This window comes from Providencia sp. JUb39 (assembly GCF_012272845.1).
Lineage (GTDB): Bacteria > Pseudomonadota > Gammaproteobacteria > Enterobacterales > Enterobacteriaceae > Providencia > Providencia lanzhouensis.
Genome location: NZ_JAAWXD020000001.1, coordinates 2,556,787 through 2,572,210 on the forward strand (window position 1 = coordinate 2,556,787; position 15,424 = coordinate 2,572,210).

Sequence of the window (15,424 nt, forward strand, 5' to 3'; positions counted from 1 at the left end):
CCCTATACGTGGTAAGCGGCGTCAGGAACATCCGTGATAAACATATATCCCGGAGCATGACTTAATGCAAAAGGAACACCTGATTTCATCACCGCCGCTTGAGGCGTCACACCACAAGCCCAAAATACAGGAATTTCACCATCTTCAATGCGGACTGCATCCCCAAAATCAGGGCGCATAATATCTTGGATCCCCAGTAATTCAGGTGCGCCAATATGTACGGGAGAGCCATGTACCGCGGGGAAACGCCCCGATATCATGACGGCATCGGCAACACGATCGGCAGGGATTGGGCGCATGGATACCACAAGCTCGCCCTCTAGACGCCCCGCAGGACGACACAGTCGGTTTGTTTTATACATCGGCACATTAGAACCGTCGGTAATGTGGCGAACATCAATACCTGCCTCTATCATCGGTGTTTCAAAGGTAAAACTGCAGCCAATCAAGAAAGTGACTAAATCAGGATGTTGCTGATAAATAGCCGTCGCATCCGTAATTTCATCCACCAGCTTGCCCTGTTCCCAAACGCGATAACGAGGAATATCAGTACGCAGATCGGCGCCTTCGGCTAACACAGTTTGCCAACTCCCTGATTCGCACACATCCAAGACAGGGCAACTTTTGGGATTACGTTGAGCATAAAGTAGGAAATCAAACGCCCAATCTCTCGGCAACGCAATCATATTGGCTTGAGTCATTCCCGGCGCCATACCTGCTGTGGGTTTATCATAGCCATGGCGAATCGCTTCTCTCGCTGATTTCGCCGCTTGAATAGCCTCTTTTGAGGCTTTCATTAATGCATTCATGCTTGACCTCCCTTTCCTGCAAATGCACGGATACCGATCCCTTGCAGCTCAAAGAGTTCACGCACTTTTTTCGCCATCTCTAACGCACCGGGGCTATCTCCATGTACACAAATAGAGCCCGCTTCAATAGGAGTGAATTTCCCATCAATAGCGACTACGCCACCTTCATTCACTAACTGCAACATGCGCTTAGCCACTAACTCTGGATCATGCAGAACGGAGCCTGCTAGCTTACGAGATACCAGCGTACCATCGCTGTTGTAAGCTCTATCAGCAAAGGCTTCTGCAACCACCTTCAATCCGCTCTCTTTTGCCCAACCAATCAATGGGGATCCCGCTAATGCCACCAGCGTTAACTGGTTATCAATCTTCAAGATCCCATCAATGACTGCCATTGCTTGGCGTTTATCGTGAGCGATGGTGTTATATAACGCGCCGTGTGGTTTAACATATTCCACTTGCGTGCCTGCTGCCGTTGCAAGCCCCTTTAATGCCCCAATTTGATAAATCACGTCTGCGGTTAATTCGTTAGACGCAATGTCCATATTTCGACGACCAAATCCGACTAAGTCTGGATATCCCACATGCGCTCCTACCGTCACACCCTGCTTTTGCGCGGCAATGAGCGTTTGGAGGATCCCATCGGGAGAACCCGCATGAAATCCACAGGCAATGTTGGCGCTACTGACAATGCTCAACATCGCCTCATCATTGCCCATTTTCCATTGACCAAAACTTTCACCAAGGTCGCTATTTAGGTCGATTTGCTTATTCATTATTGTTCCTCAATCCTTGATAACGGCTTACTTTAAGTAGTTGAAAATTGCACTCACGGACATGGCACCCATGTACCACGTTAACGCACAGGTCACGACACCCGACCACAGTAACCAACGTGGGTAATGATACCCTTCCATTAAATCTGCACGTTTCCAGCCAATATAGACAAACAGCGTCAGACCTATCGGTAAAATCAAGCCGTTAAAACCACCGGCGAAGACCAATAAGGCTGCTGGCGCGGTTCCCATTAACAGGTAAACAGCTAATGAAACAGCGATGAACAGGATAGTGGCAATATTGCGTTGTCTTTCTGTAATGGAAGATTTGAACGCTTTTAAGAAGCTCATTGAGGTATACGCTGCGCCGATAACGCTAGTCAGCGCTGCCGCCCATAAAATCAAACCGAAAATACGTAAACCGAAGTTACCCGCTGCGGCTTGGAAGGCCTGAGAGGCAGGGTTCGCCGCTTTACCTGAAATATCAATCGTCACGCCACTGGCAACCACACCTAAGATGGCTAAAAACAGGACATAGCGCATGACACCGACGACGATAATGCCTTTGGTCGCCGCACTGGAAACCGCTTTGATGTTTTCGACGCCAACTTCGCCTTTATCCAGTAAACGATGCGCCCCTGCGTAGCAGATATAGCCACCGACCGTTCCACCAACAATCGTGGTGATCATCGCAAAATCAACGGTGTCAGGGAGTACGCTTTGACGTAATGCTTCACCAATTGGCGGGTTAGACGCAATCATCACAAAGAGGGTTAGACCAATCATGACCAAACCTAATGCAATGATTAATCTATCAATAAAACTACTGGCTTTGCGGGACGAGAATATATAAATCGCTAAGAGCGCACTGAGTAAACCACCCCACTTAGGGTCGAGACCAACGAGTGCATTCAAACCTAAACCAGCCCCGGCAATGTTACCGATATTAAATATCAATCCACCAAAGATGACTAACACAGCCAGTAAATAGCCACTTCCGGGAATTGTCGCATTGGCGATATCGGATGAGTGCATTTTCGTGAGTGTCACCACTCGCCAAATATTTTGCTGTACCACGAAATCAATCACGATGGAGGCTAAAATACCAAAAGCAAACGCGGCACCTAAAGTGACGGTAAATGTCGCGGTTTGGGTGATAAATCCGGGACCAATCGCTGATGTTGCCATTAAAAAAATAGCGCCAATCAGCGAGGAACGACGTTTCTTCACATATTCTGCTGTCGAGATATTTTCATGAGCTGCCATATGCATACTCCTCTGTAGTTTTTGTTGTTATCTGTATTTTGATGTTGTGCAAGTTTTTTAATACTGAACTCATTTGTAGAGGCAATTTTCGTGCCATTGTTCTATCAATGGTATGAATTGTTAATTTATTGAATGAGGATTGTTGAACAATTAATACGGAGCGATGAATAATTAAGCAATAAAAATCGTTTCTGGTAAGTTAAAAATCAAATCTTGATCACTTTTTTAACAATTAATGTTTATCTGTAACATTAAGAATGAGAGGCGTAATACGTCAAAGCACCAATTTAGTGCTCAAAAAGGAAAATGCCCTGAATTAGTGCATAAAAGGAGTCTTGCTGCCCTACAGCGAATATGTGAAGATAGCGCTCAAATAACTGTTTTAATGAACTGTTCACCCTACTTTTCTTCAACTAGGCTCACCTTTTTATGAAAAAACAGCCCGTCGCACAAACCTTGTCAGTCACTATCGCAGAAACTATCCGCCATAAAATTACGATTGGTGAGTTAACGCCGGGACAACGTTTATCAGAAGCCGCATTAAGTGAAGAGTTGGATATTTCCCGTAATACCTTAAGGGAAGTCTTTCGTGTATTAACCCAAGAAGGTCTACTCACCTACGCTCCCAATAAAGGGGTGTATGTTTCCGTCCCAGATATGGCGGCGATTATTGATATTTACCAAGTGCGTCGATTAATTGAATGTAATTCATTGACCCATGCTTATGCTCTACATCCTGCCGTTCAAAAAATGAAACTCGCTGTCGCTGAAGCTCGAGAGCATGAAAAAACGGAAGATTGGGTAGGTGTCGGTACCGCCAATATGAAGTTTCATACCGCGATTGTGGAATTGTCGGACAGTGAAAGGTTAATTAAGCTTTATCATAATATTGCCGCTGAGCTACGTTTAGCTTTTGGTCATTTAAATGATGCCAAACTGCTCTATGCTCCCTACATTGATAAAAACCAAGCTATTTTAGAGTTACTTGATGCAGGTAAAAATCAAGAAGCGGCCGCAGCGCTTTTACACTACCTCGATTTATCTGAACGCACATTACTTGCCGCCTACAAGCGCAGCCAATCACTGCTATAAAATCCTTATTCTTGCAGATTGCTCGTTTTATCCAATGTCTTTTGTTACCCCTCTATTTTTTTTAATTCAATATCTATGCAAATAACCTTGCATAGATATTGCAGAATTAAACACTCCACAGAAAATCCAACTCATAAAAATTGTATTTAACAATCTTTATAGATTAGATTAATCACTTTTTGTTATCAATCTGACAACATATATAGGTACAAATAGAAATAAATATTAACAAAGTATTCAATTTCAGAAACTTAATTTACAATTTGTTATAAGTAACCATTGTAAATAACTCTACTTTCTCGAATAAATGATTGTGGTTTTTCCGAATATTGGTTATAAAACTGAGCATAATAAAAATACAATGTTAAATATTATTAATATAAACGAGAATTATTTATGACACTAAACAACATCGTTCCAAAAAAACCGTTTAAATTTGGGTTAGGGTGGCAGATTCTAATTGCGCTTTTTTTAGGTGTTATCGTTGGTGCTTTATTGCATGAAAGCGTGGAATACAAAGATTGGTTAATACTGAATGTTCTCTCTCCCGCCGGTAAGATTTTTATTCAGTTAATCAAAATGATTGTGGTACCTATCGTCATTTCGACCTTGATTGTGGGGATCGCAGGTGTCGGGAATACAAAACAATTAGGCACATTGGGTTTCAAAACGATTCTTTACTTTGAAATCATTACTACCATTGCCATCATTGTTGGTATTTCGTTTGCCAATATCTTCCAACCAGGTGTGGGCATTGATATGTCTCAGCTCACTCAAGTGGATATTTCTCAGTACCAAAAAACGACGCAGGAGGTTGCTAGCCATCCTTCAGGGATCGTGAATACTTTATTATCTTTGGTACCGAGCAATATTTTTGCTGCCATGGCGAGTGGCGATATGCTTCCTGTTATTTTCTTCGCAGTTTTATTTGGTTTAGGATTATCTTCTCTACCAGTAGCAAAGAAACAGCCACTATTAGATGTTCTGCAAACTTTTTCTGAAACCATGTTCCGTGTGACTAATATGATCATGATGTATGCGCCAATTGGGGTATTTGCATTAATTTCCGTCACCGTTGCAAACTTTGGATTTACTTCACTGGTTCCTCTGTTGAAGTTAGTTATTTTGGTTCACTGTGCGATTATTTTCTTCGCCGTTGTGGTACTCGGAATTGTTGCTCGTTATTGCAAAATTAATATTTTTACTCTGATGAGAATATTAAAGGATGAGTTACTTCTTGCTTATTCAACCGCCAGCTCTGAAACTGTACTTCCTCGTATTATGGATAAAATGGAGAAGTATGGTGCGCCAAAATCTGTCACCAGTTTCGTTATCCCAATCGGTTATTCATTTAACTTGGATGGTTCCACCTTATATCAAAGTATCGCCGCTATTTTTATTGCTCAGCTATATGGTATTGAGCTGTCATTAGGGCAAGAGCTTATTTTAGTCTTTACCTTAATGATCACGTCAAAAGGTATTGCAGGGGTTCCGGGAGTTTCATTCGTCGTCTTGCTGGCAACGTTAGGCTCTGTGGGGATTCCATTAGAAGGTTTGGCATTCATTGCCGGTGTTGACCGTATTCTCGATATGGCAAGAACCGCACTTAATGTGGTTGGTAACGCATTAGCTGCCTTGATTATCGCCAAATGGGAACACAATTATGATGAGAAAAAAGCCCGAGAGTATGAGGAAAGTTTTTGATTAAGGACTAAATATCTAAGCTCTTCTTATTTCTAATTTCTAACCCAAGCCATCTTTAACCGATTAAAGATGGCTTTGAACCAGCGTATTCACCGTTGATTGCCCTCACTCAGCCCTATGAGAATTACTTTACTATTCAATCAGTTATGATAAAATCACCTAAAATCAGTTAATTATTAGAAATAATATCTAGCTTTATCAAAAAATGATTTATTAAATATTTTTTATTACACTATTATTTCATTCTACTGCTGATATTTGTACACTATTGGATCTACGATTGATATATACTCAATGATACCTGCTAAGCGATAACCTCTTACTCAAAAACAGAAATTGATGAAAATATGCACAGCTTAGTAAAAAATAATTTCTTATTAAAATTTATTGCGTTATTTTTGTTCTTTACCGCTATTCATTATGCAATGGGTTACCACTTCAAGATTTTCTACATCCTAGCCATCACAGGAATATTAATTGTCGTTAATGACTATCCTAAAGTGTATAAAACCATTATTGCCATTTATACCCTAGTGGGTATCTTCTATCTACCTGTAGGGTTACTTTACGGCTATCCTGATTATAATATCTTTTCATCTTTTTATTATACGGATAGCGAGGAAGCTAAAGGCTTTCTTAAAAACATCAATTACAAGTATTATCTACTCTCAATTCTTCTCTTATGTTTCAGTTATTTCATATTCAAATTAAAGTTTGAGGTGAATAAAAAAAGTAAATATATTTTCTCTGCTATTTTTTTGATAATCACCGCTATATCCCCTATTAAAGCTCTTTCTGAAGGAAGCTGGCGGTTGCTTTTAACATCAGGATTACCTGAGTGTCGTTTCTTTACTGAAAGCCTTTTTTACCTAAACTATTTACAGCAAGAAAAAAAATCTATTGAAGGTGATGATACCTTTGAAACAGTCACTTCCAATCCTAAATATCATGTTTATGTCATTGTTATTGGCGAAAGTGTTCGCCGTGACTTCATGCACAGTTATGGTTTTCCAATAGAAAACACCCCTTTTACCGATACAGTAAAAGGCTATATATTCGATAATTATATTTCTGCATCAGGTTCAACCAACCTTTCGTTGTCGAATACCTTATCTTTATATCCAAAAATGCAAAATAATATTATTTCTCTCGCAAACAAAGCGGAGTTCAAGACTTTTTGGATTTCGAGACAAGGCACTTACGGTAAACATGATGGTCCTGTAGCATCAATCGCCAAGCGTGCAACACATGCTTATTTTGTCGGTGGAAGTGCGTTACTCGATAATAATGTTATGTCTCAAGATGCCCCTGTAATCCCTAAGTTTATTGAATCCTTAGAGCAGCCGGGTCAACATAAACTTATTGTGGTGCATTTAATTGGTAGTCATTCACCATTCTGCGATCGGATTGATAATACTTATGAGCAATTTCATATAAGTGACAGACTCTCTTGCTATATTCAATCTATCAAAAATACGGATGTCTTGTTATCTCAGATACAACAGCTACTTATAAAACAAAATACATCATGGTCTATGCTTTACTTTTCTGACCATGGTCTGTCTTTTATCGACAACCAAACTGATCTGATCCATGGTGATAAAACACGGCAAAATTATGAAGTGCCGTTTTTTATCACATCGTCTGATTCGACTCAACGAGAGGTTATTTCTGCTCGTCGAAGTGCAATGAGTTTTATGACTTTGTTCTCTCAGTGGACAGGAATATCGGAGAAGAGAATTTCTCAGTCATGTTCAATGATTTCGAATCAAGAATGTGAAAATCAAAATACCGTTATTAATTTTGATAAAAATTCAATGAGCTTTGAACGACTCAATAACGACGAAAAAAAATAAAATACCAATTAAAGGCGATAAATTAACTGAGTTTGTCGCCTTTTTAATAGTTACTTTTACGTAATTTGAAATTTAATTAGTTACTTATGTGATATTTTCTCGCAAGATTTTATTTCATTGCTACGCTAAATATACACTTTAATTTAGGTCATTCTTTATTTGGGTTAGCCGCAATGAATCAAGTCAGACGCTTTCTTTTATTCTTAAAAGTTTTACAGCACCTAATGATTATCTTTGTATTTACCCTGTCATATTTTATGTTTCAGAATTGGCTATAATTCAATAAAGTTGAATGTAAACCCAAAGCCCCCTTTTGTAGTAAAACAATACACCGACTATTTAGGGGGAACTTCTGAGACATTATTTGGATGAGTTTTACATACGATACTTAAATGTTCTCTTCAGTGTTAAAACGCCGCATCCATCAAGATAAATTTAGGCTCTGCTCTTTGATAGTGGTTAATCATCGGTACTAATCGTTGGAAGTGTTCAGACGCACAATGTGAATCTAATGCAGCACGATTCGGCCACTCTTCAATAAAAACAAAATGCCCAGGATCTTTTTCATCAATATAAAGGTCATAAGCGATACATAGAGGTTCTTTCTTTGTGGCTTCAACAAGTGCCTTATAGAGTGGTAACACGATTTCTACCGCTTCCGGCTTGATAAAATCTTCAGCAATGACTTTTAGCATTGTAATCCTCTTTATTTAACTTGTTAAAATTCAAATCAATTCCTTCCAGCTCAGCAGGTTGCGGAAACTATGACTGATTCAGCTTATCATCCACATTTTTAATTATCTGCGCTAATTTTGCTTTATCTTCATCAGAGAGATAATCATGGTATTTTTCAACAAAACGCTGGATTCGCTCTGCCCCAGCAATAATTTTTTGAGCAGCCTTGTTGATGTCATTTTGAGCGGTATTCATGTTGAGCCTCATTAATCTGTGCCATGACAAAGAAAGTAGCACGCGATTAATAAATGATCATCAAATAGACCTTTCGTAGTATATGGGGATTACTGAAAACAGATATTGTCGACGGACGGAGCTACTGAAAATACAACGTAAAATTGAGGATATAAATGACTGACAAAGAAAAAACCCGCTATATCTTTCGATATAGCGGGTTCTTATTTGGTGCCGGCTACCGGAGTCGAACTGGTGACCTACTGATTACAAGTCAGTTGCTCTACCAACTGAGCTAAGCCGGCTAATTTGGCGGAGAGATAGAGATTCGAACTCTAGGATGGTTTCCCATCGGCGGTTTTCAAGACCGCTGCCTTCAGCCGCTCGGCCATCTCTCCATGGGGCGCGATTATGGAGGAATCCCGGGGGCTTGTCTACCCCTGATAGTAAAATAATTGCATTTTTTTGTTCGTTTGACTAATCTTCACTCAATTGTTCTCTATTGCCCTAAAAAAATGCTAATATCTGTGCAAAATCAGTGTCTATAACGTACCTAGGCGTATGATTTTTAATCTGATTAATCTAATTTGCCAGTGTGACGGCGTGGGACTGTATGTACAAACAATCATTATTAAAACCGAATGTTCTTTCTCGCATTTTTATTGCCTTTATTGTGCTGCTTGTCACAATGCTGTCGTTGTCCCTCTATAATTATTATCACGCATGGATGTTAGCGCACCAAACAGCCATCAACACTCTCGCTAATCGACTCGCTTATCAAATTGAAGATTATCGCTATCAAGCGGGTCACATCTATAAGCTTGCCAATGATAAAACTACACCTGACTCTGTTAACGACATTTCCGTGACTGAAATGCGCCACGATGTTTATTGGCTAAGTAGCAATAACCAGACCATTGATTCCATTGTGTTTGGTCTCAATAAACCAAGCAGTAAAGCCTTAGCGACAAAGCTCGCAAACTATATGGAAATTGTATGGGGGGCACGGAATGAATTTAACTCCATGTACTACCTTAATGGTCAAGACAACTCCTTAGTTCTGGTAACTACCCATTCCATTCTAAAACCAGAGTTACGCTATAAAGAAAGCTATTTAACACTAACGGCGGAAGATAAGCGCTCTGATATGATCACCCAATCGACATTATTAGATCGCCGTGAAGTTATCTCCAATATGCAGAAAAATGCCCAAGATAATGTTTACTTCTATACCTATCGCTTAGTCTTTAACTCACCAGGGCGCCTAAGTAGTGTGATCTCCTTTGATATTTCTATCAATTCAATCCTCCCCTTTACATTACAAGGCGATGATATTTCGATTTCACAGCGACCAAACAATCAAGAAAATAGCCAAGCGGGCAGCGAACTCGTTGGCACCAGCCTGATGCTCTCTCAACCCATTGAAGGCACTAATTACCAGATTAGCTATACCCTTTCTCTGAAAAATATTATTTTCGGGGTGCTAAGTTACAATTTTTGGCTAATTACCTGCATGATTGCGGTCAGTATTTTGGCGCTGATCACCACCATGTTTATTCGCAAGCGAATTATTTCACCCAATGCTTCAATGCTGGATGAGCTCCAGTTTAAAGATGCCCTCAATAATGACATTCTTAACCATATTTCTTATGGCATCCTAGTCTTTGATTTTAATAGCAATAAAAAATTATTAAGTAACAGTATCGCGAATCACTTATTACCGTCTATGGATCTGATACATATCAAAGAAATGGCAACCGATCATAATGATGTCATTCAAGTTTCCATAGAAAACAATATCTATGAAATCATTTTGGTGAAAAGCTTAATTAAAGAAAACACCATTTTGTTTATCATCATAGATAAAGATAAAGAAGTTCTGACGCAAAAACGCCAAGAAATGGCTACGCGTGAGCACCAACGAAATATTCAACTTAGAAAAGTGGTTTTCGAAAATATTTGCCAGGAAATTCTACCCGCTGTTAATCAAATTGATGCCAAATTTAACCAATTAAGCTCTTCACTCGGCGAGCCTAAAAATCCATTATTATCTGAAATTCAAAACCAACTGTTTTATATCAATAATTGGTTTAGAAATATCGAACTTATTAGTCAATTAGAAACTCAACAGATTGAGTTTAAAACACAAAAATTTGCTATTGGTCAGATGATTAACCAATATCTTAAACAAAATTTAGCACATTTAAATCGAAAAGGACTTTCGTTCTATTTTTATAACAACATTAATCCTGACTCATTAATTGAAAATAACCCGGATTATTTCCAGACTTTATTCCAATCAATTTGGGAATACTCAATAGAAACTACAGCCTTTGGTAAAATTACCGTTTCAATTGACTATATTGAAGAAAAAAGTGAAGTTTCTATTGATATAAAAGACAGCGGAATTGGGTTAACTCATATTGAACTGAATAACTTGCAAAGCCCATTCACAGGGAAAGCACAAAGTTCAAATCAATTTAAGCGTTCTGGCATGACCTTTTACCTCTGCAAATTATTAACGAAAAAAATGCAGGGAACATTTAGTATCAAGTCAAGTGATGCCATCGGTAGCCATTATCAAATTAAGCTCCCTGCGCAACCCCATATGCAAAGCCATGAATACCCTGCTCTGCTTGAAGATATGTATATTCGCTTGAATATTCAGAATATTGATACTCGTCGCATTGTTAAACAGACCTTATCGCATTATGGTGCAGAGTTTCTTGATATCGATGAGAGCTCACCACATAGCCACTGGGATCTCTTGATCGCCGACAATGATGACGTTTCCTTTAATAACATAATTAAAGTTAAGGGAAATCTATCTTCAATAAATTGTATTAACCCAAATTATATTGAAGTTAACTACAATTTCGCGGATGAACTTATCGATGCTATCTCATTATTGATAGAACAAGCGGATGAGACAGAAGATAATAATGAATCCAACCTATCTTCATCACTCGTTCTACGAGAAAATAACTCTCAGTCGAATAATTCTGTCGATAATATTATTTCAGGCTATCATTTAATTCTGTCGAAGAGCGATTATAAAGATTTGTTTATCTCAACAGTACCGATAGATATTAATAAACTGTATAATAGTGAAAGTGTTGCGAATTTAACCGAATTAAAAGACACTGCACATCGTTTAAAAGGAGTTTTTGCTATGCTTGAATTCCATTATCTTCATAAACTTTGTGAAGATTTGGAACATTACATAGCAGATGAAAACGGATTTGAAATAAAAAATTGCATTAGAGAACTGGATGTCTCAGTGAAAAGACTAATGCCAGAAGGTAACCAATAATATGAATAACCTAAATGTCATTGTTGCCGATGATCATCCTATTGTTCTTTTCGGTATCAGAAAGTCGCTTGAACAGATTGAATGGGTAAACATCGTCGGTGAATTTGAAGATTCTACTTCTTTAATTAATAACTTAGCGCGCCTGAATGCAGACGTTCTGGTTACTGATTTGTCTATGCCTGGCGATAAATACGGCGATGGTATTACATTAATTAAATACATTAAGCGTCACTACCCTGACTTATCGATTATTGTCCTCACCATGAACAATAATCCGGCAATCTTAAGCGCTATTCTTGAGCTTGATATTGAAGGTATCGTACTAAAACAAGGTGCGCCTGCTGACTTACCAAAAGCGCTAGCTGCCTTACAAAAAGGGAAGAAATTTACCCCTGAAAGCGTCAGTAAATTGCTTGAGAAAGTGAATGCGAGTGGATATGGCGATAAGCGTTTATCACCAAAAGAAAGTGAAGTGCTACGCTTATTTGCAGAAGGATTCTTAGTCACTGAGATTGCTAAAAAACTAAATCGCAGCATCAAAACCATTAGTAGCCAGAAAAAATCAGCGATGTTAAAGCTGGGTGTTGAAAATGATATCGCACTGCTGAATTACCTTTCATCAGTCAGTATCGACAATTCACCTTCTGAATAATCGTTTTTTGGTGCTAAAATAGAAGCCCGTTCAGGGCTTTTATTTTTTCTATTCAATATGTTAACTGTTTAATAAGTAATTCATTCATTAGGTTTAACATATTTCACCAACGACTCCCGTAGCACACTGATCGATGTAGGCTTCGAGAGACAATCATTCATACCCGCATCAAGACAACGCTGCTTCTCTTCTGCCATGGCATTTGCCGTTAACGCAACAATAGGTTGCCTAAAGCCTTGTTCTCGCAACGTGCGCGCCAATTGATAACCGTCCATATTGGGCATATTCACATCAGAAAGAACAATGTCCGCATGATTATGCTCAAGGAATTTCAACGCATCTAATCCATCAACTGCCGTGTTTGTCATAAAGCCAATGCTTGCCAGCTGCTCTGTCAATAGCATTCGATTTATAGGATGGTCATCAACAATTAAGACTTTAAACGTATTCAAATCTGCATCAGCATCTTCAAGGTCATGGTTCTCTAAACTCTCTTTAGCACCTTGAACCAACTTAACAATGATTTTATCAATCAACATTGGCAGCTTATCGAGCTGATAAGTGTTATAGAGCCAATTACTTGGTTGAGTTTCAAATAATTCACCTGAATATAAACTACTGAGTTTCAGCAAGTTTTTATTCTGTAAGGCAACACTTTCTTGGGTATCCGTAATCAATAAGTCATACGTCTCATTGATATCAATGGATGAGCCCGTCACCACATTAAAATGATGGTGTTCGAGCAATCTTACAAGAAAATCAATTAAGAATGCATTTTGGCCCGTCACGGCAACACGGTAATTTTTTCGATACTCAGGAATAACGGGGTCTAAATATTGCTGGCCATAGAGTGGAATGCGGATCGTAAAGGTACTTCCCAGCCCCGCTTGAGAATCCACACCAATATCACCATCCATCAAGTTGATGAGTTTCTCACAAATAGCGAGCCCTAACCCTGTCCCTTTGTGTCCATTATTTTGATCGTATACTTGGAAGAATGGGTCAAATAATTGCATAACCACTGCTGGGGTCATTCCAATCCCCGAATCCTTGACTTCAATTTTTAAATAATTTTCATCTTTCCAAACATGCAGCATCACAAAACCAGAGTCTGTGAACTTTATGCTGTTATTCACAATATTGGAGATAACTTGTTGTAGGCGAACTGGGTCGCTAAGCATCATGTCTGGAATGTTCGGCTCAATATAAGAGTAAAGCGACACTTGTTTTTTAGTTGCTAAAGGCACGTAGTTAGCAAGGACATAAGTAAATACATTGCGGCAATTGAATAATTTATTTTCTATTTTCAATTGTTTGGATTCAATTTTGGAGAAATCCAAAATATCACTGATAATCTGCAACAGCAGCGATGACGAGTTATCCATCGTAGAAACTAATCGAAGCGCTTTATCTGATAAATCATATCGTTGCAATAATTCAATATTACCGATGATCCCATAAAGTGGCGTTCTTAATTCATGGCTCACCGTGGCTAAGAACATCGATTTCGCTTGGTTCGCCTGATCCGCTGCATCTGCGACATCCTGCAATGATTTTTCCATCTGCACACGAATACTAATGTCGATCAATACGCAGATAGCCACATCTTCATTTTGATAACGTGAATTCACAAAACTAATTTGTAGATGGGTGCCATTCGTTGCAACAACATCAATATAGTTGCTAGATTTTTGACGAATAATCGTCAAAATTCGCTGTTTATCATCTTCACTCAGTAATCGGAAATAGTTATGTGCGAGCTCATTACTCAAAATATTGCCGCCATCACTTAGCCTTAGGATAATGATCCCAACAGGAGCTGATGCCACAATTTTATGGTTAAATTGTTCATGCTCTTCAAGACGAATCGCTGTATTGGCTGCTGGCTCCAACATTCGTCTTTCTAACAACCAAATTAAAAAGAAGATTAACGTACCAGATAAAATATTAATTAATATTGCGTAAATTATTGATGTTTTTAGGTTGCTGATTAAATACGATGTCTCAATTGAATAAATAACCGTTAGTTGCGAAGGTGCTAAGCGCTTCTTAAAAAACAGCTGAGTATAATCAGAGTTAAAACCGAAATAATTTATCTCTCCAGATGTCAGTAATGGTGAATTTTTAATATTCGAATCTGATGAAGTGTAGAGAACAGGTTGATTTGATGAGTTAATTAATGTGATTTCAACGGCTGGATTATTACGTAAATTAAACTGATTTAAGTTGATCGCTCGCTCAATCCCAATAAAACCAACAATTAAGCTTTTCTCATAAATAGGGATCATCAAATAGAGTTGACCATTTGATGGTTGAGAACTGTGGGTGATGGTATATAAATTGCGCTCCTGACCCTGCTGTCTTAACTGTTTGTAGATCCGCGCATTGTCATAGACCACTTTTTTTAGCGTATCAATATCAGAAACTGCAGCACGAATTGAATAATCCATCATGCAATAACTGCCTGTTCCAAAGACAAATACGTGATTTAAACCTTGGGGGACCGCAATGCTGTCTTTCCAGAAAATATTGAGTTGTTCAAAAGCAGAAAGATAATTCTGAGTTCGCTGCTTAAATACATCACAATCTGCCGACGGCATGAGTGGATATAGCGAGTATGACGTGGATGCGGGTAAAGTAATATCTTCTTGTTGAATACCCACTTTTTGTTGATGTTCTTCGTCTTTGAGTCGTTGCTGTTCCGTCATGGAATGAATAAGGCGAAGTGTAGCATTTGACTGCTGAATATAAACTTGCAGGTTTTCATAACCAGAATGGAATTGCTGGCGCAGATCAGATTTATGTTCATTGAACTGCATATAAAGGAAAAACAGAGTGATGAAAAGCCCCATTCCCCATAGCATAACGCCTAGGACACGAAAAAGATCTCTAGATAATCTGAGGGATGTTTTAAACGAGGGTAAATATCTCAATCCGTTACCTACAAGTACATTATCACTAATACTGAGTATACTCGATTAACTCGATGAAAAGCGACAACCAATAACTTCCATGTATATTGCTAGTGTAAAGATACAAAAACGGGC

General features: G+C 38.7%; 11 protein-coding genes and 2 tRNA genes. 5 read left to right on the forward strand and 8 right to left on the reverse strand.

What is annotated here, in order from left to right:
• Positions 1-2: 2 nt before the first annotated feature.
• The 3 genes from HFU86_RS11860 to HFU86_RS11870 are packed head-to-tail and all read right to left on the reverse strand — an operon-like array spanning position 3 to position 2,851.
• Complete coding sequence (locus HFU86_RS11860; protein WP_187129327.1) at positions 3-809, reverse strand: putative hydro-lyase; 807 nt, start codon at positions 807-809, stop codon at positions 3-5.
• On the reverse strand, positions 806-1,585 hold the full coding sequence (locus HFU86_RS11865; protein ID WP_187129328.1) for a LamB/YcsF family protein: 780 nt from the start codon (positions 1,583-1,585) through the stop codon (positions 806-808). Before HFU86_RS11865 ends, HFU86_RS11860 begins: the two co-directional genes overlap by 4 nt.
• A 27-nt stretch (positions 1,586-1,612) precedes the next feature.
• Entirely contained in the window at positions 1,613-2,851 is a 1,239-nt protein-coding gene (locus HFU86_RS11870) for an NRAMP family divalent metal transporter (protein ID WP_132495390.1), read from the reverse strand.
• A gap of 429 nt (positions 2,852-3,280) precedes the next feature.
• Here HFU86_RS11870 and HFU86_RS11875 point away from each other — a divergent pair, with 429 nt between their 5' ends.
• The 3 genes from HFU86_RS11875 to HFU86_RS11885 all read left to right on the forward strand — a co-directional run bounded on the left by HFU86_RS11875 (position 3,281) and on the right by HFU86_RS11885 (position 7,503).
• Positions 3,281-3,943 (forward strand): GntR family transcriptional regulator, encoded by a 663-nt coding sequence (locus tag HFU86_RS11875; protein ID WP_132495392.1) that lies wholly within the window; start codon positions 3,281-3,283, stop codon positions 3,941-3,943.
• A gap of 396 nt (positions 3,944-4,339) precedes the next feature.
• Positions 4,340-5,647 carry a glutamate/aspartate:proton symporter GltP gene (gene gltP / locus HFU86_RS11880; RefSeq protein ID WP_132495394.1) on the forward strand — a complete coding sequence of 436 codons (1,308 nt, stop codon included), beginning with the start codon at positions 4,340-4,342 and terminating at the stop codon, positions 5,645-5,647.
• 347 nt (positions 5,648-5,994) lie between these two features.
• Positions 5,995-7,503: a phosphoethanolamine transferase gene (locus tag HFU86_RS11885; RefSeq protein ID WP_187129329.1), complete on the forward strand. Its 1,509-nt coding sequence runs from the start codon at positions 5,995-5,997 to the stop codon at positions 7,501-7,503.
• Positions 7,504-7,910: 407 nt separating this feature from the next.
• Here HFU86_RS11885 and HFU86_RS11890 read toward each other — a convergent pair whose 3' ends face one another.
• From HFU86_RS11890 to HFU86_RS11905, 4 genes are all read right to left on the reverse strand, one after another.
• A complete protein-coding gene (locus HFU86_RS11890) occupies positions 7,911-8,198 on the reverse strand; it encodes a putative quinol monooxygenase (RefSeq protein ID WP_154599427.1) in 288 nt (95 codons plus the stop codon).
• A 67-nt stretch (positions 8,199-8,265) separates the two neighbouring features.
• The gene (locus HFU86_RS11895) at positions 8,266-8,433 is read right to left on the reverse strand and encodes a hypothetical protein (RefSeq protein ID WP_187129330.1); all 168 of its coding nucleotides are present in this window, start codon (positions 8,431-8,433) and stop codon (positions 8,266-8,268) included.
• A 208-nt stretch (positions 8,434-8,641) separates the two neighbouring features.
• Positions 8,642-8,717: transfer RNA gene (locus HFU86_RS11900), tRNA-Thr, on the reverse strand.
• 5 nt (positions 8,718-8,722) lie between these two features.
• Positions 8,723-8,810 (reverse strand) — tRNA-Ser (locus tag HFU86_RS11905).
• A gap of 215 nt (positions 8,811-9,025) precedes the next feature.
• Between HFU86_RS11905 and rcsD the strand changes: the two genes are divergently transcribed.
• Both rcsD and rcsB read left to right on the forward strand, forming a co-directional pair.
• Positions 9,026-11,725 carry a phosphotransferase RcsD gene (rcsD, locus tag HFU86_RS11910; protein ID WP_187129331.1) on the forward strand — a complete coding sequence of 900 codons (2,700 nt, stop codon included), beginning with the start codon at positions 9,026-9,028 and terminating at the stop codon, positions 11,723-11,725.
• 1 nt (position 11,726) lies between these two features.
• Entirely contained in the window at positions 11,727-12,377 is a 651-nt protein-coding gene (gene rcsB / locus HFU86_RS11915; protein ID WP_004259923.1) for a response regulator transcription factor RcsB, read from the forward strand.
• Positions 12,378-12,457: 80 nt separating this feature from the next.
• On the opposite strand, the gene rcsC is transcribed toward rcsB, so the two are convergent.
• A complete protein-coding gene (rcsC, locus tag HFU86_RS11920; RefSeq protein ID WP_187129332.1) occupies positions 12,458-15,310 on the reverse strand; it encodes a two-component system sensor histidine kinase RcsC in 2,853 nt (950 codons plus the stop codon).
• Positions 15,311-15,424: the final 114 nt, after the last annotated feature.

Coding starts and splice junctions, on each gene's coding strand:
- HFU86_RS11860 (WP_187129327.1), bottom strand. CDS start 809: ATGAATGCATTAATGAAAGCCTCAAAAGAGGCTATTCAAGCGGCGAAA.
- HFU86_RS11865 (WP_187129328.1), bottom strand. CDS start 1,585: ATGAATAAGCAAATCGACCTAAATAGCGACCTTGGTGAAAGTTTTGGT.
- HFU86_RS11870 (WP_132495390.1), bottom strand. CDS start 2,851: ATGGCAGCTCATGAAAATATCTCGACAGCAGAATATGTGAAGAAACGT.
- HFU86_RS11875 (WP_132495392.1), top strand. CDS start 3,281: ATGAAAAAACAGCCCGTCGCACAAACCTTGTCAGTCACTATCGCAGAA.
- gltP (WP_132495394.1), top strand. CDS start 4,340: ATGACACTAAACAACATCGTTCCAAAAAAACCGTTTAAATTTGGGTTA.
- HFU86_RS11885 (WP_187129329.1), top strand. CDS start 5,995: ATGCACAGCTTAGTAAAAAATAATTTCTTATTAAAATTTATTGCGTTA.
- HFU86_RS11890 (WP_154599427.1), bottom strand. CDS start 8,198: ATGCTAAAAGTCATTGCTGAAGATTTTATCAAGCCGGAAGCGGTAGAA.
- HFU86_RS11895 (WP_187129330.1), bottom strand. CDS start 8,433: ATGAATACCGCTCAAAATGACATCAACAAGGCTGCTCAAAAAATTATT.
- rcsD (WP_187129331.1), top strand. CDS start 9,026: ATGTACAAACAATCATTATTAAAACCGAATGTTCTTTCTCGCATTTTT.
- rcsB (WP_004259923.1), top strand. CDS start 11,727: ATGAATAACCTAAATGTCATTGTTGCCGATGATCATCCTATTGTTCTT.